This is a genomic window from Novosphingobium terrae (assembly GCF_017163935.1).
Classification (GTDB): domain Bacteria; phylum Pseudomonadota; class Alphaproteobacteria; order Sphingomonadales; family Sphingomonadaceae; genus Novosphingobium; species Novosphingobium terrae.
This window is the reverse complement of record NZ_JABVZR010000001.1, coordinates 2,987,963-3,009,696: the sequence shown is the minus strand read 5'-3', so window position 1 is coordinate 3,009,696 and position 21,734 is coordinate 2,987,963. Positions and strand designations below refer to the sequence as shown.

General features: G+C 63.7%; 15 protein-coding genes. 5 read left to right on the top strand and 10 right to left on the bottom strand.

All coding sequences use genetic code 11. The annotated features are described in order from the left end of the window. Position 1 precedes the first annotated feature (1 nt). Positions 2–2,986 carry a beta-galactosidase gene (locus tag HGK27_RS13420; protein WP_241127137.1) on the top strand — a complete coding sequence of 995 codons (2,985 nt, stop codon included), beginning with the start codon at positions 2–4 and terminating at the stop codon, positions 2,984–2,986. Between the two features lie 40 nt (positions 2,987–3,026). Here the strand turns inward: HGK27_RS13420 and HGK27_RS13415 are convergent, their stop codons facing one another. After that, entirely contained in the window at positions 3,027–4,367 is a 1,341-nt protein-coding gene (locus HGK27_RS13415) for an oligogalacturonate lyase family protein (RefSeq protein WP_206241187.1), read from the bottom strand. Between the two features lie 91 nt (positions 4,368–4,458). Between HGK27_RS13415 and HGK27_RS13410 the strand changes: the two genes are divergently transcribed. Then, positions 4,459–6,003: an MFS transporter gene (locus HGK27_RS13410; protein ID WP_407674617.1), complete on the top strand. Its 1,545-nt coding sequence runs from the start codon at positions 4,459–4,461 to the stop codon at positions 6,001–6,003. Next, positions 6,000–6,788: a rhamnogalacturonan acetylesterase gene (locus tag HGK27_RS13405; protein WP_206241183.1), complete on the top strand. Its 789-nt coding sequence runs from the start codon at positions 6,000–6,002 to the stop codon at positions 6,786–6,788. Before HGK27_RS13410 ends, HGK27_RS13405 begins: the two co-directional genes overlap by 4 nt. A gap of 93 nt (positions 6,789–6,881) precedes the next feature. On the opposite strand, the gene HGK27_RS13400 is transcribed toward HGK27_RS13405, so the two are convergent. The 3 genes from HGK27_RS13400 to bglB all read right to left on the bottom strand — a co-directional run bounded on the left by HGK27_RS13400 (position 6,882) and on the right by bglB (position 9,099). Further along, a complete protein-coding gene (locus tag HGK27_RS13400) occupies positions 6,882–7,307 on the bottom strand; it encodes a hypothetical protein (RefSeq protein ID WP_206241181.1) in 426 nt (141 codons plus the stop codon). Continuing rightward, positions 7,307–7,726: a C40 family peptidase gene (locus HGK27_RS13395; RefSeq protein ID WP_206241179.1), complete on the bottom strand. Its 420-nt coding sequence runs from the start codon at positions 7,724–7,726 to the stop codon at positions 7,307–7,309. Before HGK27_RS13395 ends, HGK27_RS13400 begins: the two co-directional genes overlap by 1 nt. Before the next feature lie 323 nt (positions 7,727–8,049). Beyond that, positions 8,050–9,099, bottom strand: a complete 1,050-nt coding sequence (bglB, locus tag HGK27_RS13390) for a beta-galactosidase BglB (RefSeq protein ID WP_206243173.1) — start codon at positions 9,097–9,099, stop codon at positions 8,050–8,052. Positions 9,100–9,354: 255 nt separating this feature from the next. Between bglB and HGK27_RS13385 the strand changes: the two genes are divergently transcribed. Continuing rightward, positions 9,355–10,548: an SGNH/GDSL hydrolase family protein gene (locus HGK27_RS13385; protein ID WP_206241178.1), complete on the top strand. Its 1,194-nt coding sequence runs from the start codon at positions 9,355–9,357 to the stop codon at positions 10,546–10,548. 44 nt (positions 10,549–10,592) lie between these two features. Here HGK27_RS13385 and HGK27_RS13380 read toward each other — a convergent pair whose 3' ends face one another. The 3 genes from HGK27_RS13380 to HGK27_RS13370 are packed head-to-tail and all read right to left on the bottom strand — an operon-like array spanning position 10,593 to position 16,752. After that, positions 10,593–13,295: an exo-rhamnogalacturonan lyase family protein gene (locus HGK27_RS13380; protein ID WP_241127132.1), complete on the bottom strand. Its 2,703-nt coding sequence runs from the start codon at positions 13,293–13,295 to the stop codon at positions 10,593–10,595. Then, the gene (locus HGK27_RS13375) at positions 13,292–13,948 is read right to left on the bottom strand and encodes a DUF6250 domain-containing protein (RefSeq protein ID WP_206241177.1); all 657 of its coding nucleotides are present in this window, start codon (positions 13,946–13,948) and stop codon (positions 13,292–13,294) included. The genes HGK27_RS13380 and HGK27_RS13375 overlap by 4 nt, the downstream gene beginning before the upstream one ends. 23 nt (positions 13,949–13,971) lie before the next feature. Further along, entirely contained in the window at positions 13,972–16,752 is a 2,781-nt protein-coding gene (locus tag HGK27_RS13370) for a TonB-dependent receptor (protein ID WP_206241176.1), read from the bottom strand. Here HGK27_RS13370 and HGK27_RS13365 point away from each other — a divergent pair. Continuing rightward, positions 16,745–17,074 carry a hypothetical protein gene (locus tag HGK27_RS13365; RefSeq protein ID WP_206241175.1) on the top strand — a complete coding sequence of 110 codons (330 nt, stop codon included), beginning with the start codon at positions 16,745–16,747 and terminating at the stop codon, positions 17,072–17,074. The two genes, HGK27_RS13370 and HGK27_RS13365, sit on opposite strands and share 8 nt — an antisense overlap. 142 nt (positions 17,075–17,216) lie before the next feature. On the opposite strand, the gene HGK27_RS13360 is transcribed toward HGK27_RS13365, so the two are convergent. The 3 genes from HGK27_RS13360 to HGK27_RS13350 form a co-directional block, all read right to left on the bottom strand. Further along, positions 17,217–18,542: a family 1 glycosylhydrolase gene (locus HGK27_RS13360; RefSeq protein WP_206241174.1), complete on the bottom strand. Its 1,326-nt coding sequence runs from the start codon at positions 18,540–18,542 to the stop codon at positions 17,217–17,219. Beyond that, entirely contained in the window at positions 18,539–19,396 is an 858-nt protein-coding gene (locus tag HGK27_RS13355; RefSeq protein ID WP_206241173.1) for an alpha/beta hydrolase, read from the bottom strand. The genes HGK27_RS13360 and HGK27_RS13355 overlap by 4 nt, the downstream gene beginning before the upstream one ends. Positions 19,397–19,459: 63 nt before the next feature. Continuing rightward, entirely contained in the window at positions 19,460–21,682 is a 2,223-nt protein-coding gene (locus HGK27_RS13350; RefSeq protein WP_206241172.1) for a TonB-dependent receptor, read from the bottom strand. Positions 21,683–21,734 lie beyond the last annotated feature (52 nt).

The following is a 21,734-nucleotide window of genomic DNA, read 5'->3' as shown; positions in this document are numbered from 1 at the left end:
TTTGCGCAAGATTCTGATGACGACAGCCGCCGCTCTGGCCCTGATCGCCTCGCCCGCCGCCGCTCAGCAGGCGCGGCCCACCGTGAATGACAAGGCTCCGGTGAAGAGCTTCGGTCGCGTCTCCTTCGACGGCCATTCGCTGATGATCGATGGGCAGCGCAAGCTGATCTGGGCCTCCGAATTCCACCCCTTCCGCCTGCCGAGCCCTGATCTGTGGCGCGACATCCTGCAAAAGATGAAGGCCAGCGGCTTCAACACCGTCACCTTCTATTTCGACTGGAGCTACCACAGCCCCAAACAGGGCGTGGAGGATTTCAGCGGCATCCGCGACCTCGACCGACTGCTGACTATGGCCGATGAGGAAGGCCTCTATGTCATCACCCGTGTTGGGCCCTATGTGAATGCGGAGTTGGCGCGCGGGGGCTTCCCCGGCTGGCTGCAGAACCAGCGCGCCCAGGCCCGCACCGATGATCCCGAATACATGGCCGCCGCCGATGAGTGGCTCACCGCCGTGGATGCCATTGTCGCCCGCCATCAGATCAATGGTGACGGGAAGGGCCACAAGGGTAATGTGATCCTGCATCAGATCGAGAATGAGCTGTCACAGACCTCGGCGGTGCATCGGCGCTATATGGACCACCTTTACGCCAAGACCCGCTCCGATGGCATCAATGTGCCGATCTTCCACAACGATCCGGGCCGTCAGGGCCGTTGGGTGCCGGACGCCTCTCCGGTGCCGGGCGTGGTGCATGGGCCGAACGATATGTACGCTTTCGATGCCTATCCGGGCGGCGCCTGCACGGCGGATGGGCATGTGGTGCGCTCCACCCCCGCGCCCGACTGGGGCTTTTACGGCGAGGGCGGGGCAAAAGGCGGCGCCTCGGCCTCTCCCGATACGCCGGGCTTTCTGGCCGAGATCGGCGGGGGCTGGTTCGATTACTGGGGCTCGAACGGGAATTATGGCTGCAACTCCGTGCAGCGCGGGTTGGGCTATCAGAAGCTGTTCTACGGCACCAATCTGGCCAATGGTATCGCCTTGCAGAGCATCTATATGGGCTATGGCGGCACCAGTTGGGGCTGGCTGCCCGCGCCGGTGGTCTTCACCAGCTATGACTATGGCGCGGCCATTGCCGAGGATCGGTCCTTGCGCGACAAGGCCGCCGAGTTGAAGGTGATCGGCGGCACGATTGCCGCCGTGCCCGATCTGGCCGGGATGATTCCGGCCGCGCCGATCAAGACGTCTTCCGAAGCGATCCGCCTCTATCACAACCGCAATCCCAAGAGCGACGCGCGCTTCCTGCTGTTGGCGCATTCGGATGGCCATCTCACCGAGGATACGCCTTTCACCTTCAGCGCCGATCTGCCGGATGGGCACTATCAGTTCCCGCAGATGCGGCTGAACGGTTACGATGCGAAATGGCTGGTGGCTGGGGTGAATCTTGGCGGCCAGCGGCTGGTCTATGCCACCAGCGAAATCCAGAGCCATATCCACCAAGGTCCTCGTGATCTGCTGCTGATGGTGGGCCGCAAGGGGGAAGCAGGTCGCACCGTGCTGCGCTATGCCAGCGCCCCTCAGGTAAAGGTGAGCAGCGGCAGCGTGGAGAGCCATTTCGATGCCGCACGCGGCGATCTGGTGCTGGATTACACCCATGGCGCTCTGGCCAGCGTGGAGATCAGCGGAGGCGGTCGCCCGCCGCTGACCTTGCTGCTGGGCGATGATGCGGCGGGTGCTTCGTGCTGGACTGCCGATGGCGTGCTGGCCTGCGGGCCGAACCTTGTGCGCCATGCGGTGGCGAAGGGCGGCGCTCTGGCGCTGACGGGCGATACCATTGCTGCTGGGCCCTTGCGGGTCTGGGGCGAGGCTTCGCGCGTGACATGGAATGGTGCCCCGGTGGCGGTGCGGGCGCAGGATGGCGCGCTGGTCGGCACTCTGCCCGGCCCGGCGCCGGTGACCTTGCCGCAGCTGGCATGGCGCAGCATGGCGGGTTCTCCCGAAGCCTCGCCCGGCTTCGATGACAGCCACTGGCAGGCCATCGACCATCGTCGCGACGCCACCCAGTCGCAAAAGCCTGATGGTCAGCCCACCATGACCATGGACCCCTATGGCTTCCATGAGGGCGATGTCTGGTATCGCGGGCGTTTCGCGGGCGATGCCAAAGCGCAGAAGATCACGCTGGCCTATGGCGCGGGCGGGGCGGGGATGGCGCAGGTGTTCCTCGATGGCGCGCTGATCGGGCAGGGTGAATTGCCCGCCGGTATGCCACGCCCGATCACCACGGGAAGCCTGACGCTCAATCTGCCCGACAACGCCCATACGCAGGGCGAGCATGTGCTGGCGGTGATGGTGCGCAACAATGGCCACAATTGGGATCTGACCGCCTCGGACGAGCATAAGGAGGCGCGCGGGCTGATCGCCGCTTCCATCGAGCCGCTGACCGGGCCGTCCTTCTCCGTGCCGGTGACATGGCGCGTTCAGGGGCGCGCTGGCGGCGAGAATTTCGCCGATCATGCACGCGGCACGCCCAACAATGGCGGGCAGTATGGCGAGCGGATGGGCTGGCATCTGCCTGCCTTCAACGATGCCGCATGGAAAAGCGTGCAGGGTCTGGCTCAGGGCCCGGCGGGCACCAACTGGTATCGCAGCAGCTTCACCCTGAACGTGCCCAAGGGGCAGGATGCCACCATCGGGGTGCAGATGGGCGATCCCTCAACGCCGCGTTCCGCGCAGCATTATCGCGCGCTGATTTTCGTCAATGGCTGGAATATGGGGCAGTTTATCGCCCATGTCGGCCCGCAGCGGACTTTCCCCATCCCCGAGGGCATCCTCAACCACCATGGCGGCAATGTGATCGCTCTGGCGGTGACCAGCGATGGCGCGCCGGAGAATGCGCCGCAGCAGGTCAAGCTGGTGACGATGCAGAACAGGCTGGGCGGCCTGCCGGTGCGGATGGTGGAGGCCCCGGCCAGTCTTCCTCCAGCGCCCTGATCCGAAAAGGGGCGGCCTGTTCAAGCCGCCCCTTCAAACCTTACTGTGCCTTGGCCACCTCCACGGCATAGACATGCGTGCCGTGTTCATCCGGGTCATTCTCGAAATGGCCGCGGAAGATGATCCATTTGCCATCGGGCGTGAAAGTCATGTTCGGCTCGGTCTTGTAATTGTGATTGCGCATATCGACCAGCTTCTCTTGCGCAAAGGTGCCCGGCACGATCAGCTTCTCCGCATCCGCCGTGGGGATTTCGGCATCGTCCGGTATGGGCTTGGGCGTGAAGAGGTAGAGATATTTGCCGTCCGGCGCATGGGCAACCATCTCGCTGTCGCCGCCATCGCCGGTGAACAGCTTGAAATCGGGCGACTGGTTGTAATGCACCGACCACTGGTTGCGCTCCACATTGTACCATGTGCGCTTGCCGGTGGTGACATCATAGCCGGCCAGCCAGAAGACCTGCCCGCGCGGCGTCTGCAGATCGTACCAGATGGTGTGGCCATCGGGTGAGAAGAACTCATGCCCCGCGATCTCATTGTTCATGGTGCGGGTGTGGACCAGCTTCTGCCCCGTGCCATCGGTGCGGATGGTCCAGATGCGGTCCACCTCATGCCATGGCCCTTCGTGGCAATACATGATCAGCCCCGGATCGGTGGGCGAGAACTGCACATGGTTGAGCCAGTCCTTCGAGGCCACGATCACCTTGCGCTCTCCGGTGACCAGATTGTGCGTGAAGATCTCCATCGGGATGCCCGCGATCAGGCGGCGGTGGAGCGCGCGGGTCTTGGCGTCGGCATAGGTGTAGGGTGTGCCGTCGGGGCGGTTTTCGGCATAGGTGTAGCCGCCGGGAGTCTCGTTTCCGCCCTTTTGCGCGGGGTGCTTCAGCGTACCATCGGGGTTCACATTGGCGGGGGGCAGCGTGTATTGGCCCAGCAGCATGGTCTCATCGGCGTTGATCGAGCCGATCGAGCCGCCCGCAACATCGGCCACCTTCTTCACCTTGCCGGTGTCGACATCGGCGGCATAGACTTGGAACGTCTGCCCGGCATCATCGCGCGCGCGGCTGGCATAATAGACGTTGCGGCTTTTGTGCCCCGTAAACAGAAGGTTGAGTTGCGGGCCGGGCACCAGCAGCTTGACGCTCCAGTCCTTCAGCGTGACGACCGCGATGCCCTGAGGGGTCTTCATCACCATCTTGTCGCCCTGCGGGGTGAAGGCGCTCTGGGTGAAATAGAGGCTGGAGGTGCCCGGCATGTCGCTGATGCGCAACACGCGGTGATGCGTCAGCGGATCGACCCATTCGCGCTGGGGCTTGGCGAGGGCAGGTGTGGTCAGCAGGACCGTGCCCGCCAGAAAGGCCTTACCCAAGGAACTGAAACGCATTCGGTCATCTCCCTCAAAAGCGGTTCGCACGTCATTTGCCGCTTGTCGGTTTTGTTTTACATAGTATGTATTGATCCCTCAATGTGAAAAAATGTCACAAGGTTGCGACGCAATGGCTACGCAGACCGAACCATGGGTAAGAGGATCGATCAGCATGGGTATCCCTTCGGGAGCCACCCCCAGACAGGTGAAGACCGTCAACTATCTGGCCTATGGCGCGAACGATGTGCTGGGCGCGGGATCGATGGCGGTGATCTCCGCCTGGGTGCTGATCTTCTACACCAAATTCTGCGGCTTGAGCGCGGGCGAGGCGGCGCTGATCTTCGCCGTGGCGCGCGTGCTGGATGCCTTTGCCTCACCCACCATCGGCCATCTGTCGGACAGTTTCGACCGCTTCTGGCTGGGGCAGACATTCGGGCGGCGGCGCTTCTTCATTCTGGCGGCGATTCCCTTGCTGCCATCCTTCGCGCTGATGTGGTGGCCGGGGCAGAATTTCTGGTTCTACCTCGTCTCCTACGTGCTGTTCGAGCTGACCTATGCGTTGGAGGTGATCCCTTACGAAACGCTGGCCGCCGAAATGTCCTCCGACTTTGCCACCAAGGCGAAATTCGCAGGCATCCGCATCCTGTTTGCGCAGGGATCGGCCATTCTGGCGGGCTTTTTGCCGCTGTGGCTGATCAATTGGCTGGGGCGTGACAGTCCGATGACCTTCTTTGCCATGGGGGGCCTGTTTTCGCTGCTGTTTATGGCGGCGGCGGGCTTCCTCTATGCCTTCAGCTGGGAGCGGCATCGCCCCGAAAACGCCCGTGTGGTGACGGCCCGGCCCAGCTTGTGGAAGAACCTCAGCTCCACCCTGCGCATCCGCGCGTTTCGCCTGCATCTGGGCATGTATCTGGGCGGCTATATCAGTCAGGATATCTTCAACGCGGCCTTCACCTTCTTTGTGATCTTTGCTCTGGCGGGCAGCACGCAGACGGCCTCGGCGCTGCTGGGCACGATGTATATCGTGCAACTGGTGGCGGTGCTGATGGCGATCCGCATGGCTTTGCGCGCTACGCCTGCCGGAGCTTACCGGATTGCCGCATTCAGCTTTGCCGCTGGCGTGGCGGCGCTGGTGCTGCTGTGGCGCGCGGGGTTGCCCGCGACGTCGGGCTGGATCTGGATCGGCATGGGGCTGGTGGGGCTGGGGCGCGGGGCGCTCAACTATATCCCATGGGCCACCTACAACTATATGGCGGACGTGGATGAAATCGTCACCGGCCGCCGCCGGGAGGGCGCCTTTGCCGGCGTTATGACCTTTATCCGCAAGGCCACGCAAGCAGCCGCCGTCGCCTTCGTGGGCCTGCTGATGGACTGGGGCGGCTTCGTGCCCAAGGCCGATGTGCAGACGTCGGGCGCCGTGCTGACGGTGGTGCTGGTGATGGCGCTGGGCACATGGGCGATGCTGGTGATGGGGGTAGCGATCTCGCGCCGCTTCCGCCTCAGCCGCGCGACCCACGCCGTGCTGATGGCGGAAATCGAGCATCTGCGGGCGGGCCATCGCGAACCGATCAGCCCGGAAAGCCGGGATGTTGTCGAGGATCTCTCCGGCTGGTCCTACGACCGGCTCTGGGGCAAGAATGAGGTGAAGGCATGAGGATCTGGCTTGGCGCTCTGGCGCTGATGGCAAGCACCGCGCACGCTCAGGAGGCAGCGCCTCCGCGCATTCTGGTGGCGGGCGATTCCACGGTGCAGACCTATGATGTTGTGCATTATCCGCAAGCGGGCTGGGGCCAGTTCCTCGCCTGCGGGATGAAGCCCGGCGCTGTGGTGCTGAACCGTGCCATCGGCGGCCGCTCGACCAAGAGCTTTATCGCCGAGGGCCGCTGGGACCGCCTGATGGCCGAGATCAAGCCCGGCGACACGGTGCTGATCCAGTTCGGCCACAATGACGCCACCAAGGCCAAGCCCGAGCGTTTCGCCGATCCCGCCCTCTTTCGCGACAATCTGCTGCGTATGATCTGGCAATCGCGTGGGGCGGGCGCAAATCCGGTGCTGGTCACGCCCGTCGCCCGTCGCAATTTTGACGAACAGGGCAAGTCCAAGGCGGATTTCGCGGAATATTCCGCCGTGATGCGCGAGCTGGCTGCCAGCACCAACACGCCGCTGATCGATCTGGAAGGTGCATCGCGCAACATGATCGACCGCATGGGGGCCGAGGGGGCGCGCAAGTTCTATATGAACCTTGCCGCCGGGGCCTATCCCGCTTTCCCGCAGGGCCAGCATGATGACACCCATTTCAACGAGTTGGGTGCCCGCGCCATGGCCAATCTGGTGGCTGAGCAGCTGGCGGGTCTCAGTGTTCCGGCTGCGTCTCTGGTGATGACGCAACGGCCCGATCTGGAAAGAAAGACGGCTTTGGGGAACTATGCCTGTCATTAAAAAGGAAGTGCGAGGGGGTTACCCCTCGCGCTCTCATGACGTCTCCCGGCGATAGCTCTGCTTTTCGTCGAGCACCGTGTTCGATCTTCGACGTCAGTTCAGTTCGATGATCGCGCCGTTTTCGTAGAAGATGTAGGCGTGGGTCTTGTCGACAAAGGCGAAGGGTTCCACATTGGCGCCGTCGCAGCGCACCCAGCCGTACCAGACATTGCCGGGCAGCTTCGGAAACTTCCAGCTCGCGCCGAAATGCTGCTTCAGCCCGCTTGAAGGGCGCAGTTTGATATCCGCATAGCTCAGCGACTGTTTGCAATCGCTGGATAGCGGATCGGTGTAGGTCTTGTCGCCAAGCGTGATCTTCTTGTTGAGGATCTCATGCGTGGTCTCGGCGCCCAGATCGCCGCGCACGTTTTTGACGGTCCAGCTTTTCAGCCAGAAGGGCGATGCTGCACCGGCCGCCATGGCGGGGGTGGTGATCAGGAGCAGGGCCAGCGCCCCGGCTGCGCGCAGACGGGCGGCCATCAGTATTTCAACCTCAGGAAAAAGTGCGGTTTCTTGCTCCAATAGGGATTGGAGAAGGTCACCGGGGCCACGCCGGTCGAGGATTGCGAGCCGATCCAGTGATCCGTGTCATAGACGATGCCGACATGGTCATGGCTGATGCCCGGCCCCTTGCGAAAGCCGATCAGATCGCCCGGCTGCGGATCGGTCACCTCGGTAAAGCGATTGTCATTGAACAGCTGGGCCGCCGTGATGAAATGAACGCCCACGCTGGGGTTGGCCTGCCAAAGCGTGTAATTGACGAAGCCGGAGCAGTCGAAACCCTTGGTGCTGTGCCCGCCCCATGTGTATTTTTTGCCTTTGGCAGCTTCATAGGTGGCCTTGGCGGCAGCCACGATCTCCGGTCTGCCAAGACCTGATGCTTTTTCAACCGCACCCATGCGAATCATCCTTTGAACTGGCTGTTACGCCGAAAATGCAGCGTAACATCAGGTTTCCATCAAATGTCGTGGAGGGTGAAATAGCATCTTGAGATTACAGGGCAATAGCACATTGCCGACAGCGCTGTTGTTACGCCGAAGCTGCCTTTTCGTTCCGAATAGCCAGAGCGGTCAGGCCTTAAGGTTAATAAAAAAAGAAAAAGCGCCACAGGCTTTCAAAGCCAGCAGCGCCCTGAACACATGCCCAACCTTGAGGGTCAGGCACGCCCTGGACAGTCATGGGAGCGCGAGGGGGTAACCCCCTCGCACCTATCCTTCCTGCTTCAAACCCGATGCAACGCCTCGGCCAGAGCGCAAATCGCCAAAGACTGCCCGTAAGGCATCGAGGTCAGGGCGATATCCTTATAGAACTGCAAGCTGTCGCCCATCGCCGTGCCGAAGCTGACCTGAGTCAGTTCGCCAGCCTCGTTGATATGGTCGATCACGCCCTGCACGGCCTTCAGACCGACAGCCTCATACGCGGCAGGCAGCAGGCCCAGGCGCACGGCCTTCAGGATGCCATAGGCAAAGCCCGCCGTGGCTGAGGCCTCCAGATAGGAGGTCGGGTCATCGACCAGCGTGTGCCACAGCCCGCTTTCCGCGTCCTGCGTGGCGGCCAAAGTACGCACCTGCGCGGCCAGCGTATCGACCAGAAATGTGCGGAAAGCATCACCCTCGGGCAGGGCCAGCATCTCGATGATCTCGGGAATGGCCACCGTGATCCAGCAATTTCCGCGTGCCCACAGCGCCCGCGCGAAATTGTGCCGTCCGCCAAAGTCCCAACCGTGGAACCACAGGCCCGTCTTCGTGTCGAAGAGATATTTGATATGGACAAGGAACTGGCGGCGCGCTTCTTCCACATATTCCGGCTTGCCGAGCAGCAGGCCGATGCGCGCCAGCGGCAACACGCTCATCATCAGCGTGTCATCCCAGAGTTCGCCGGGGTTTTCGTCATTGTAGACGATGTGCTGGAAACCGCCGTCCTCGGTCTTGGGCAGGCCGTCGGGCGCCATCAGCCAGGCGGCCCATTCCTCCAGATGCGCGCGCCATTCCGGGCGGGGATCACGCTCATACAGATAGGCCAGCGTCAGGAAGGGCGAGACGGTGTTGATGTTCTTGGTGGTGCCGCGCGGCAGCTGATCGGCGAACCACTGGTGGATGATGCCCAGCGCTTTCTCATCGCCGGTCTGTTCCACATAGCGCCACATGCCGAACAGGCCGATACCATGGGTCCATTCCCAGCCGTTCCAGCCCTTGGTGTCGATGACGCGGCCATCTTCCAGGCGCAGCAGGAACTCGCCCGTCGTATCCTCGATCGACACCAGATTGTCCATCAACCGGTCGATCAGACCGATCAGATGGGGTCGGTTCAAACTCTCTTGCGTCACGATGAGGGAAGCTCCTGGCCTGGTATGATAGAAGCGCGATCCGCCGGTGGGGTGGGATCGTTATTGTTCTATGTGATACGTTGTTGCGATATATGATACATGAAGCCGCGTCAACCTCGACGGGGATATGCTTTGCCGCTAAGGCCCCAATGCGGCACAAGGGGCAGCAGACGTGCCCCCGCACAGGAGAGATGAAGACCCATGCGCAGCATCACCACTTTGACAACAATGGTCCTTTTGGCCGTGGCGAACCCCGCTCTGGCCGGCACCGCGCGCAGTTGGGGCGCGGCGATGCAGGCGGTGCCCGGCGTGAACGGCGCTTCGTCCCTGCCGCCGCTGGGGGACACCACCATCCGCCAGATCATGCGCCTGTCCGTGGGAGGCGACAGTCTGCGCCTGACCTTCGACAACAGCGATTCGCCCAATCCGCTGCTGATCGACCATATCGAGGTCGCTCAGCTCGATGCCGCCGGGCGCATCCTGCCCGCCACCAGCAAACGCGTGACCGTGGGGGACCGCCCGGCGGTGGTGATCCCAGCCCATGCGCCGATGGTCAGCGATCCCGTCAAGATGGCGCTGCCGCCGCTGGCGCGCGTGGCGATCTCGATCCATCTGGCCGCCGGGCAGCAGCCCTGGTCCTTCCATGGCTATGCCGCCGCCAACACGCTGCTCGCCCCCGGCGACCAGACCACCGCGCCGGAGATGACCAGTGTGAACGCCATGCAGCGGCGCTTTCTGGTCTCGGGCATCGATGTCACCTCGGCCCGGCCTTTGCGCAGCGTGGTGGCGCTGGGCGATTCCATCACCGATGGCGTGAAGGCCACGGTGGATTCGGACCGTCGCTGGCCCGATCAGCTTGCCGGGCGGTTGCAACAGGCGGGGATGACTCAGGTCGGCGTGACCAATCAGGGCATCTCGGCCAACAAGGTGCTTCAGGATGGCGTGGGGATCAGCGCTCTGGCGCGCTTCGACCGCGATGTGCTGGGCGTGCCGGGCGTCAGCCATGTGATTGTGCTGGAGGGCGTGAACGACATCGGCGGCGCCTCGCGCGACAATCAGCAGGCCAGCTTCGACACGGTGGGGCTGATCAACGCCTATCGCCAGATGGTGCTGCGCGCCCATGACCACGGGATCAAGGTGCTGCTGGCCACCATCCTGCCCTATAAGGGCGCGGGATACTGGTCGGCCTGGGGCGAGGAGCAGCGCGCCAAGGTCAATGCCTGGATTCGCAGCCAGCGTGAGGCCGATGGTGTGGTCGATTTCGACGCGGCGGTGCGCAATCCGGCGGACCCGCAGGCCTTTGCCCCGGCCTATGACTCGGGCGATCATCTGCATCCCAATGATGTGGGCTTTACCGCCATGGCCAAGGCTGTGCCGCTCAACCTTTTGCGTTAAAGCCAAGGCCCTGCCGGCCAGAGTGAGGCCGGCAGGGCACCTCATCAGTGGCGCGGTTCCTGAGCGCTGGAGTGATGCGGCGGGATCGCCACCGCCTCCAGCTCTTGCGGGGCCAGAGCCAGCATCTGGATCGCCGCCAGCCCCCATTGCGCCGAGGCATTGGTGGAAACCTGAGGCCATTCCAGCACGCCCTCCACCGTGTGGCGCGGATCGTGATCCCATGTGCCGAGGCCCTGATCGCCGGAGTAGAATTCTTCCACCGCGCGCTTCATCAGCGCCTTGCTGCCGCTGGCACGGGCGGCATAGGCGCTCATGCGGGAATAGGCCTCGCGCAGGTTGCGGGCGCCGAAGGGCGGGCCGAAATGGGCGAGGAACTCCTCCTTGGGCGCGTTGAACCACTGGCAGAAATCGACCCAGACCTTCTTGTAGGCGGGCAGGTCGATCAGCTGGATCAGCTCGGCATTGACCTCCACCGCGCCAAAGACGGCGGAGAGGTGGCTGATGTCGATATGGTCGCCGGGCCCCGAGAAGCGGTGCGTTTTGGGATCATAGGGCGCGCCGCCCGCCATCCAGCCGAATTTCAGCGCGGCGATGCTGCTCATGCCCGCCACCAGACGGTCGCGCCATTGCCTGTCGCCGGTGCGCTCCCACATGGTGAGCCAGCTTCCGGCCACCGCCGTCCAGCTGGGGCCGAAGCCCATCTCGAAGGTGCCCGGAGGCCCGGCATAGGCCTTGCCGCCCGGCACCTTGCGGCCGATGTCCACATGATCGAGCGTGCGGTCGGACTCCGCCATATCGGCGATCAGATCGCCCACGCGTTCGTCGGCGGTGAGGTAGTAATAGATCCGGCGGTAGATGGCGTTGGAGACGCGAGGCTGCTTCGAACTGTCGCCCCAATGCTGCACGCCATGCCGCGTGCCGAGGCCCACGAAGCGGCCCATATGATAGGTGTCGACCTCGCTGGTGTGGCGGGTCATCGCTTCGGCCAGACGCCATGGTTGGGAGGCGCCGGTACGCAGGGCCTGGGTCCACAGCCAGAGATCGGGCGAGAGTTCGGAATTGTCCCATGCGAAGCCGCCGATGTCATAGCGCCAGACGTGCCGGTCGCTGTCATAGGTGTGCATCACATCGCCGAAGTTCCAGAACCCATACCACGACCGGCGATCGACCTCTCCACTGTAGAAATCGACCAGATTGGCGAGCTGGTTTTCAATCGCCGTGCGGTTGGGGCCGGAGCGATCCGGCAGCGACCAGTCACCGAAAACCTGCGCTTCATGCAGAGCGGCGGGATCGGCCATCAGGCGCGGTGCGGCGGCATTGGCCTGAGCCATGGCCACGATGGCCTCATTGGCGGGGGTGGCAGCGCAGGCCCAGAGCGTCAGCTCGGCGGTGCGGGCGATGCCGGTAGCGCTGTCCCAACCGGGCTCGTAATCCTCATAGGTGATGTCGAGACCGGCGTTTTGCGCATCATAGCCCTCCATGCCGTTGACGCCGCGCCATGGGCGCATGTCCATGGGGGCAGCCTGAGGGCTCCACAGCCATGCGGTGAGGGTGGCGGTGTCGCTGGCGGCATGATCCACGGCGAGAGCGGAAGGATAGGTTTCCCAGAACCAGCGCCGGGCGATGGCAGCGCCTCCGCTGGCGCCCCCGACATAGGCGAGGCCCGGCGCGCGGCCACCCTCCTGAGAACCGACCCATGCATGGCCCGCCTCGGTGCGCTTTTCGATGGTGTAGCCATGGGCGCTGGACTGTTCGAGGCGGAAGTCAGACCATGTCGGGATGTATTGCAGCTTGTCGCGCACGGCGGCGCTCATTTGCGCGAGCGGTGGGACCGGCTGGCCATGGGTCTGGGCATGGCGAAAGGCGACGCCGGGGTCGCGGCGCAGGCCGGTCAGCGGGCGGACGGCTTCGGCGAACAGCGCACCGTCTGTTGCGAGGCGGATATGGCGGTCATGCGGGGCATCATGCATCGGCACGGCGGCGGAGAGGCCAAGGCCCGCGATGGCGTCGTGTTCGGGCAGGCCGTCATAGATGAAGCTATGGACGATGCGCAGATGCTGCGCTCCGGCATAGGCGTAGAAGCGCAAGGTAAAGGGCAAGGTGGCCTTGGCGTCGGGACGATGCAGGCCCTCCACTTTGATGACCGCGCGGATCGGGCCGCTTTGTTCGACGGTGAGGCGGGTGACGGTGCCGGTAAACGGCGTGCGGGGGCCATCCGGGCCTTCCGCCATCGCGCCGACCAAGGTCAGCGGCCCCAGCACCGGCTTGCCGCCGATGCTGGCCGAGCGGATCAGCGCCTGCCCGCTGTTGGCGAAATCCCAGACTACGCCGCCGCAGGCGACGCGCGCGCCAGTGTTGGTTTGCTCCACCGTGACGCGCTCAACTGGTGCTGCCGGGCGGGCGGCGGGGATCACCTGCAGGCCATCGGGCGCGGGGCCTTGCGGGATCGGCAGGGCATGGGCGGTCCATTTGATTGAGCCATCGGGCCATGTCGCCGTCACCCAGCTTTGCGCGGGGATGGCGCCGCCGTTGGCCTGCACGGCAAAGCCTGCGTTGCGGGGCAGCGTGCCGCGCGGCCATGCCACGCCCAGGGTCTGGCCCAGATCGAGATGTGGCGCGCCTTCCAGCCAGTGCAGGGCAACCGGGGCGGGGGCTTTGGCGGGGGCGCTCCATGCTGCGGTTGGCATGGTGGCGGCAGCGGGCAGCAGGCTGGAGAGTTTCAGCGTATCGCGACGGGAAAAAATCATGGGCGAGGGGTCCCGGTTGAGATGGTGAGCCTGCGGATGCGCAGATGGCTGTAGGTGGTGCGCAGGCCGAACCAGCCGCTGGTGTAAGGTGCCGGATCGTCGAGCGTGAAGAGCATCTGCCCGTCGCGCTGCACGGTGATGTGCTGGCCGTTCGCGGTCAGGGTGATGCTGGTCCAGATGTTGGGGCGCAGCATGGCTTGGGCGTCGCTGCGGTCATGCTGGGGGAGGAGCGGGCGCACGCCGACCTGCCCGACATAGCGGCGCAGGCGCGTGGTGGTGTTGCGGTTGCCGCCGATGCCGACATAATACATCGCCAGCGTGTCATAATCCTCGAACTTGCCGGAGCGGCGGGTGAGGGATGTGCCGTCCTTCTCATGCGCCATCCAGAAGGCGTTGAGATCGCTGACCTTGTCATTCGGCCCGCCTGCCGCCACCGCCATCGCCTGAAAGCTTATGGTGGTGGGGCCGGAGAGCTTTTGCGGTGACCACAGGGTGATCCCCTTGGCGCTGTCGATATCGATCACGCCATGGGTTTCGTTGACCTTGGCGGCGGGGTCTTCCGCTTCAACCACCCAACCCTTGGGCAGGGTGGCGTTGGCGGCAACCGGCATCAGCAGGACAGGGGCCATCAGCAGTATCTGCCAGCGTGACATGCCCCGTCCTCCCGTCCTCGCGATCACATCTTGCCGCGCACGCCGAAGTAGATGCGGCGGCCATAGGTTTCCACCGTGCTGACGCGATAGAGGCTTTCCTCATCCTCCTTGCGCTGGGCGTTGAACAGGTTCACGCCTTCAAGGAACACGCTGACATGATCGTTGAACTTGTAGCTGAACGATCCGTCCCACTGGCCGAAGGCTTCGCCAAAAGCGTTGAGATTGTCGCGATCCGGGCCGATGTTGTAGCGCGAGCGCCAGTTGTACGAGATGCGCGCCGACAGCTTGCTGTCCTCATAATAGATCGAGCCGTTGACGGTGTGGTGAGACAGGCCCGGGAAGCCCAGCTTGGCGCCCGAATAATAGCCGGTCACCGAATAGCCGCTGTCCTTGGCGTAAGTGTAATTGGCCAGCATGCCCATGTTCTTCAGCTTGCCCGGCAGGAAGCTGAAGGCGAATTGCGAACCGGCCTCAAAGCCCGTGATATGCACCGGGGCGGGGCTGTTGACGTAGGTCGTCATCACATAGTCCTGCCCGAAGTAGCTTTGCGTCGTCGCGATCTTCTGCGGGAAGCCGGTGATGTCCTTGCGCCACAGCGTGGCCGAGAGATAGTTCAGCTTGGAGAGGTACCATTCCGCGCCAAGGTCATACTGCTGGCCGGTGTAGGGTTTCAGGTTGGGATTGCCCACCGAGCCCGTCAGCGAGGTGGTGTTCAGCGACATTGATGGCGCCACCTTCGACAGATCCGGCTGCGCGGCAACCTTGGTGGCGGTGGCGCGCAGGATCAGCTTGTTGTGGATCAGATCGTAACGCAGATTGCCGCTGGGCAGGGCATAGGTGTTGCTGCCGTAATAGGTCACCGGGGCGAAGGTGCCCGCCACCGTGTTGATGTTGTAGCCCGAGGAGACGGTCTTCATATTGACCACGCGCACGCCGGCCACAATATCCAGATCATGGCCGAAGGGACGCAATTGCCACTTGCTGGAGAGGTATCCGGCCCAGTTCTTAAGCTTCACATCATAGGTGCTGCCCGGCACCCAGCTCGACGCGACGGTGGCATCGGGAATACCCGCCGCATTGGCCACGGCCATGCCCATGTTCATCCAGCGCGCGTAAGGCGAAAAGCCCAGATTGCCGGTGCTGAAGAAGTTGTGATCGCCCAGATCGTAATGGCTGACGAAAGACTGGATCTGCGAGAGGATCGCCGCATTGCTGGCGGTGGAGGTGATGTTGTCGACGCCCGATCCGGTCACATAGCTGCGGGTCTTGATATCGCCCGTGCCGGCTGTGGTGCCATAGCCGTCATAGGTGATGGTGGCGTCGTGATAGATCGCGTTCTGCCCCAGCAGGCGGCGCTGCACGCCGAATTTGATGTTTTGCAGAATGCCGCCGACATCGTATTGGCCGTCGAACTGGAAGTTCTTTTCGGTCTGGCGGTTGATCAGCGGCTTGTGCTGGATCTGGAAGTTGTTGATGCCCGATGGATTGGTGGGATCGCCCGAAATGGTGATGTTGGGCGCGCCCGAGGGATTGTTGTAATTCACGCCTACCGAAGTGAGGCCGAACTGGCTGCCGACCACGTCGATTTCATCGTTGAAGGCGCGGGCCCAGGAATAGCCGCCGCGCGCTTTCAGGGTCAGGCGCGGGGTGGGGTGCCATTCGGTGCCCAGCACGCCGGTGAAGGTCTGGCGGTCGATGGTGCCCAGCACGTTGCGATAGGTCACGCCAAGGCCGCTGGCGCTGTTGGGATTGCTGGTGGCCGGCTGTAGAAAGGTGACGTTGCTGGCCGCATTGCCGGCATTGATAGCGGTGTCACTGCCGAGCGAAGAGGTTGCGCTCAGGGCAGATGAGGTGGTGATCTGCATGAACTGGTCGTTCTCGGTCTGGCGGCCGCGGGTGTAGGTCGTGTCCAGATAGAGCTTGAAATTGTCGACCGGGCGCCATTCGATGATGCTGTTGAAAGCATAGCGTTCGGTGCTTTCGCGATACATCGCATAGCGCGGAATATCGGGGTAGAAATCGCCCGTGCCGTCGCCGTTGAGATCGACGCAGCCGCTCTGCACGGCGGCGGTGCAGGTGGCGGTGGTGGAGGTTTTCATCTGGCGCCAGCCGGTGGTCTTGGCCTGATCGTACCACATGCTGCGCTTTTCATAGGTGCCCGAGACCAGCACGCCCAGCGTATCATGCGCGAAAAGATGGCTGGCAATGATCGAGGCCTTGGGGTCCACCTTGCCGGCGGTGGTGCCGTAAACGCCCTGCACGGAACCGGCCAGATAGTCCTTTTTGGAATCGAAGGGGCGGCGGGTGATGATCCGCACCGTGCCGCCCAGACCGCCCTCGGTCATATCGGCGGTGGCGGATTTGACGACTTCGAGGCGGCTGATGAATTCGGCGGGAATGTCGCGGAATTCGACGGCGGGATTGGTCGCCGCGCCGCTGGCGGGGGCGGCGAAGGTCGAGAGCATCGACTGGCCGTTGACCTCAACGCGCACCAGACCCGGATCGACGCCGCGGATCGAGACCGAGGAGCCTTCGCCGCCCGCGCGGCCGATCTGCACGCCGGTCACGCGTTGCAGGGCTTCACCCACATTCTTGTCGGGGAATTTGCCCACGTCCTCGGCGGAGATGGCGTCGATCACCTGATCGGAGCTGCGCTTGGCGTTGAGCGCATTGGCCAGGCTCTGGCGGATGCCGGTGACCATGATGTCCTTGTCGGAGACGGTCGTCTGGTCCTGAGGGGCGGGCGGCGGGGCGGATTGCGCGAAAGCGGGGGCGTGGCACAGCAGCGCGATCCCCATGGCCATCGACGATGCGCCTGTGCTGCGGACAAGTGTTCCCAGTCTCATTCTTTCAGTCCCATCCCCTAATATGCCTCATCTTGATGTATCAATATATGAGACTAACATTCTATTTGTGAACTTCTATCAAGCCGGATGGAGGTTGGCAAGAGCACAGGGCATCGCGAGAGGCAGGCGGTGGCGATGGAAAGATGACGCGCAAAAAGACGCGCTCAAACATGATGTCTGGCGCGATTTAATGACTTATTTTCAGATTTTTATGGGAATTCTGGCGGCGCAGCATGGCGCCAGGCAAAGGCGTGAAACGGCCTTCGCCTGGCGCTTATAACAAGATCTCATGGTGAAATATATGTTCATCATGTGAGCCTTTGGCGCATCGAGTCGCCATGGCCGTCACACAGGCGCGATCACACGGCGCCAAAGAGACATGGGGGCGAGAGGATCTGTGCCTCCCGCCCCCCATGACAGTCTTAAAGGGAATTGTTGCGCGCGATGGTGCCCAGCACGGCGGCGCTCGGCTTGGGGGTGCGCTTGAAGCTGGTGCGATCGACACTGGCCAGACCGAAATTGGCCTCGCCAACGCCGGTGCCCCACTCGTAATTGTCCATCAGCGTCCAGTGGATATAGCCCTGCACCGGCAGCCCCTCGGCCATGGCCTGACGCAGATCGCGCAACCCATCGCGGATCAGATTGGCGCGGATGGTGTCATCATTGGTGCCCACGCCATGCTCGGTGATCAGCACCGGCTTGCCGGTGGCCTGATGGGCATAGCGCGCCGCGCCCGCCAGCGAGGGGGCATAGACCTCCGCGCCCCGGAAATTGCGCACCGAGCCCTCGGGCGCGGGCAGGCGCCCGTCCTTGCCCCACAGGATGCGCTCATAGTTCTGGATCGCCACGAAATCGTCGCTGCGCGCCACTTCCAGCCATGCGCCGTAGAGTTCGCCGCGCATCTTGTCGCGGATGGAGCCTTCGCCCACCGCCTGATCGTCGGCAATGGACAGGCTGAAGCCCACCGGCAGATCGGGGCGCACCGCCTTGATGGCATCGCGGGCTGCATGGTGGCCCTTGATCATCGCGGCGGTCAGCGCGGGCACATCCTCGGGCAGCACGGTGTTGGCCACCACATAGCGCGGCACGCCCGCCGCCTTGGCCGCTGCCGCCAGATTGGCGCGCAGCCCGCCGATGAACTGCGGCGGCAGCACAAAGGGCAGCAGACGCGGCAGATTGGGCTCGTTGAGCGTCAGCGCAACCGCCATGCCGCCTGCCAGATGCTTGGCCGCATGGTCGCAGAAGCGGGTGAAGAGATCGGCGGCCTGCGGATGCAGCCAGCCACCCTGCGCCGCGAACCAGCGCGGCGTGGTGTAATGGTTGAAGGTCACCACCGGCGCGATGCCGCGCGCATGGCAGCCATCGATGATCGCCTTGTAATGGTCCAGCATGGCGCGGGAGAACATGCCGGGCTCGGGTTCGATGCGCGCCCATTCCAGACTGAAGCGGAAGGCGTTGAGGCCGATGCTCTTCACCAGATCGAGATCGTCGCGCCACAGATCGAAGCTGTTCACCGCATCGCCCGAGGGCGCGCCGGTGATGGTGGGCTGGACGTTTTCCAGCAGCCATTGGTCGGAATTGGTGTTGTTGCCCTCGATCTGGTGACCCGCCGTGGCGGCGCCCCACAGGAAGCCCTTGGGGAACGCCTTGCCGGTGGTGACTTTGGCGGTGGCCGCAAAGGCGGGCGTGGCGGCCAGAGCAGCGGCACCGGCGATCAGGGTGCGCCTGGAAATCTGGGGGTCGATCATGTGATATCCTCAACAAAACCGGCGATCTCATCGGCCAGACGGCGGTCCGCCGTGCCCAGATGCATCGCCATGGTGTAGTGATTGTGGCCCGAAAGCGTGACCGAGCGCGGCATGGCGGCATGGCGCTCCAGCCGCTCGGTCATCAGCCCCAGGAATTCGGCCTGAAAGCGCGGCGGGTCGAACTGGGCGCAGGCCAGCAGCAGCGGCAGGGTGGTGGCGGCCACCGCCTCACGCGGCATCTTCCCGGCATAGGTTTCGGGCGCGCCATAGTAACGCTCATCCTTGGGATCGAGCGGGGTGTAGCCATAAAGCCCGGAGAGCAGCACCGCCCCCCGAACCAGATCGGCATGATCGCCGCGCAGCCGCAAAAAGCCCGCGACATGCACCGCCCCCGCCGAGGTGCCCAGCAGCACGATCCGCTCCGGATCGCCGCCATGCTGCGCAGCATGGGCGCGCAGCCAGTCGACGGCAGCACCCACATCCTCGCTGCCCGCAGGCCAGAGATGATCGGGGGCAAGGCGATAATTCATCACCGCCCCCACCATGCCCAGCTTTGCGGCCATCATGCCGACAGCGGCATTGGGCCAGTCGCCGGGCTCCTTCTCGCCCTTGTCACCCAGCACGAAGCCGCCGCCATGGACGAAGAGCAGCACGGGCTTCAAAACCTCGTCTCGCGCCCCATAGAAGTCCAGCCTGTGCCTTTCATGCGGCCCATAGGCGATATCGCGGGCGCTGGGGGGAACCTCTCCGGCGCGCTGTTCCGCATCGAACAGGGCGCGGCAGGCGGTCAGCACATCCGGGCCAAGCCCGGTGCCCATCGCGGTGATGGCTTTGGCAATGTCACGCTGGCTCATGGCTCGGCATCCTGTCGTTCAGCAAAAGGGGCGGAGCGCTTCAAGCCCTCCGCCCCCGTTTCATCAGAATTTGCCGTCGAGCGACAGGCCCACCGTGCGGAAGGACTGCGGCCCATACAGCGCGCCGACATTGGCCGAACCGCTGTCGGGATAGCCGCTCTGCATCAGCACCGGCTCATGCACGTTGAACAGGTTGCGCACGAAGATGGCGGCGGTCAGGCGATCGTTGGCGGTGCGCACACCCACGCGGCCACCCACGGTCCAGTGCGGGCGGAAGGTCGAATCCGAAATCGCATTGGCCTCATAGCGCACCCGCGATTTCCACACGGTGTCCGCCGCGAAGAAGCCGTTGACGCTGTCGGTCAGACGGTGGGTGTATTCGCCCGAAAGGGTGAACTTGTATTCGGGCGCATAGGCCAGCTGCGTGTCGCCGATGTTGACGCCATCGGTGCCGATATAGCCCTTGGGATAGGTCGCCTTGGCCCAGATAAAGCCGGTGTTCAGCGACAGGTTCTTCGTCACCTTGCCATAGAGGTCGATTTCGGCGCCGCGCGACTTCACGCCATTGATGTTGCTGGTGGTGCAGGAGATCGCCGAATTGACGGTGATGCAGCTCTGCGCCTGGAAGTTCTTGATCTTTTCATAGAACAGGTCGGCATCCAGCACCCAGCCGCCCAGGATCGTGCTCTTCAGGCCCAGTTCGTAGGAGGTGGGGATTTCAGGCTGCACCACATAGGGCGATGCGGCGACCGGCGTGGTGATCTGCCCGCCCTTGAAGCCGCGTGCCACCGTGGCATAGACCATCGTCTTGCGCGCCAGATCATACTGGCCGCCCAGCTTCCACGAGAAGTTGTTCACATCCAGCCCGGCATGGCTGTTGGCGGTGCCGGTGATCGGCCCGGCGAAAGTGTCGAGCTTCAACCCGTCCCAGGTGTAGCGCCCGCCCGCGATCAGCCGCAGCTTTTCGGCGGCATGGATCGTGGTCTGGGCGAAAAGTGCCATCGAGGTGTCGGATACATGGAAGGCCCCGGTCCCGGAGTTGACGACCGGGAAGTAGAAATTGGGCGCCACTTCGGCATTGACCGTCAGCGCTTCGGAATCGCGGCTCTGGACCTGGCTCGAATAGAACAGGCCGGCGGTGTAGTCGATCAGATGGCTGCCGGAGTTGGCGACGCGCAGCTCCTGCGTGAACAGGTTGAGCGGACGATGCACGCCCTGATTGATCACATGCAGGCTGAGCGGATCGATGCGGAACACGTCATGCGCGGCGCCTTCGCCCGATTCCAGGCTCTTGCGGTAAGAGGTGACCGAGGTCACCGTGAAGGGATCGGCCTGATAATCCAGCTGCAAAGAGCCGCCGCCGGTGTACTGGTGGTCGACATAGTGATTGGTGGTGCAGAAGTTGCGGTTGCCCTCGGCAGCGGTCACGCCGCAGCTCGCCAGATTGGCGACATAGCCGCTGGCGGCCTTGACGAAGGTGATGAAATTGCCGCCATCGGCGACGCGCGTGTCGCTGTAATCACCCGCGATGTTGACCGAGAGGCGATCGGTGGGCTCCCAGCGCAGGCGGCCGCGCAGGCCCCATGTGTCGGTGCGGGCATATTTGCTGGTGGCGGTGTTGTAATCGGGGCCCTGCAGCAGGTTGGTGAAGGCCGAGACGCGCACGGCCATGTTGCTGGCCAGCGGCACGTTGATCACGCCCTGCACCACCTGATTGCCCGAGCCGGAGCCAGCCGTGCCGGCATTCGACAGTTCGGTGCGCACACGGCCGCTGATCTTGTCGAATTCGGGCTTGTTGGTGGTGATGTTGATGACGCCGGCCGAGGTGGTCAGGCCGAACAGCGTGCCCTGCGGACCCTTGAGCACTTCCACGCGCGCCACGTCGAACAGGTTGGAGATGTTGGCATTGCCCTGGCTGACCTGATCGACCACCACGCCGACCGACGCCACCGCGCCCGCCGAGAAGGTCTGGGTGCCGATGCCGCGGATCGCGCCGCCGCCGCCGGTGTTCTGGCCCGGAGCGGCCTGAATTTCCAGCGAGGGGGCGATGCGGTTGAGATCGTTGATGGTGTTGACCTGCTGGCGCTCCAGCTGGGCGCCATCGGCCACGGTGATCGAGATGGGAACCTTGGTCACGCTTTCGGCGCGGCGCTGGGCGGTCACGACGATCTCGTTCGGGCTGGGGGCGTCTGCGGCCTGCGGGGCGGCGGTCTGGGCCATGGCGGGCAGGCTCAGCGCGCTCAGCGCGACGCCCGACAGCATGGCGGCATGCTTGATGGTGATCATTGGGTCTCTCCCTTTGGGTTCTTGTTGTTGATCGGCGTCGGGGCGCCACCCG

Coding starts and splice junctions, on each gene's coding strand:
- HGK27_RS13415 (WP_206241187.1), bottom strand. CDS start 4,367: ATGCGTTTCAGTTCCTTGGGTAAGGCCTTTCTGGCGGGCACGGTCCTG.
- HGK27_RS13410 (WP_407674617.1), top strand. CDS start 4,459: ATGTCACAAGGTTGCGACGCAATGGCTACGCAGACCGAACCATGGGTA.
- HGK27_RS13405 (WP_206241183.1), top strand. CDS start 6,000: ATGAGGATCTGGCTTGGCGCTCTGGCGCTGATGGCAAGCACCGCGCAC.
- HGK27_RS13400 (WP_206241181.1), bottom strand. CDS start 7,307: ATGGCCGCCCGTCTGCGCGCAGCCGGGGCGCTGGCCCTGCTCCTGATC.
- HGK27_RS13395 (WP_206241179.1), bottom strand. CDS start 7,726: ATGGGTGCGGTTGAAAAAGCATCAGGTCTTGGCAGACCGGAGATCGTG.
- bglB (WP_206243173.1), bottom strand. CDS start 9,099: ATGGACAATCTGGTGTCGATCGAGGATACGACGGGCGAGTTCCTGCTG.
- HGK27_RS13385 (WP_206241178.1), top strand. CDS start 9,355: ATGCGCAGCATCACCACTTTGACAACAATGGTCCTTTTGGCCGTGGCG.
- HGK27_RS13380 (WP_241127132.1), bottom strand. CDS start 13,295: ATGATTTTTTCCCGTCGCGATACGCTGAAACTCTCCAGCCTGCTGCCC.
- HGK27_RS13375 (WP_206241177.1), bottom strand. CDS start 13,948: ATGTCACGCTGGCAGATACTGCTGATGGCCCCTGTCCTGCTGATGCCG.
- HGK27_RS13365 (WP_206241175.1), top strand. CDS start 16,745: ATGGCCATCGACGATGCGCCTGTGCTGCGGACAAGTGTTCCCAGTCTC.
- HGK27_RS13370 (WP_206241176.1), bottom strand. CDS start 16,752: ATGGCCATGGGGATCGCGCTGCTGTGCCACGCCCCCGCTTTCGCGCAA.
- HGK27_RS13360 (WP_206241174.1), bottom strand. CDS start 18,542: ATGATCGACCCCCAGATTTCCAGGCGCACCCTGATCGCCGGTGCCGCT.
- HGK27_RS13355 (WP_206241173.1), bottom strand. CDS start 19,396: ATGAGCCAGCGTGACATTGCCAAAGCCATCACCGCGATGGGCACCGGG.
- HGK27_RS13350 (WP_206241172.1), bottom strand. CDS start 21,682: ATGATCACCATCAAGCATGCCGCCATGCTGTCGGGCGTCGCGCTGAGC.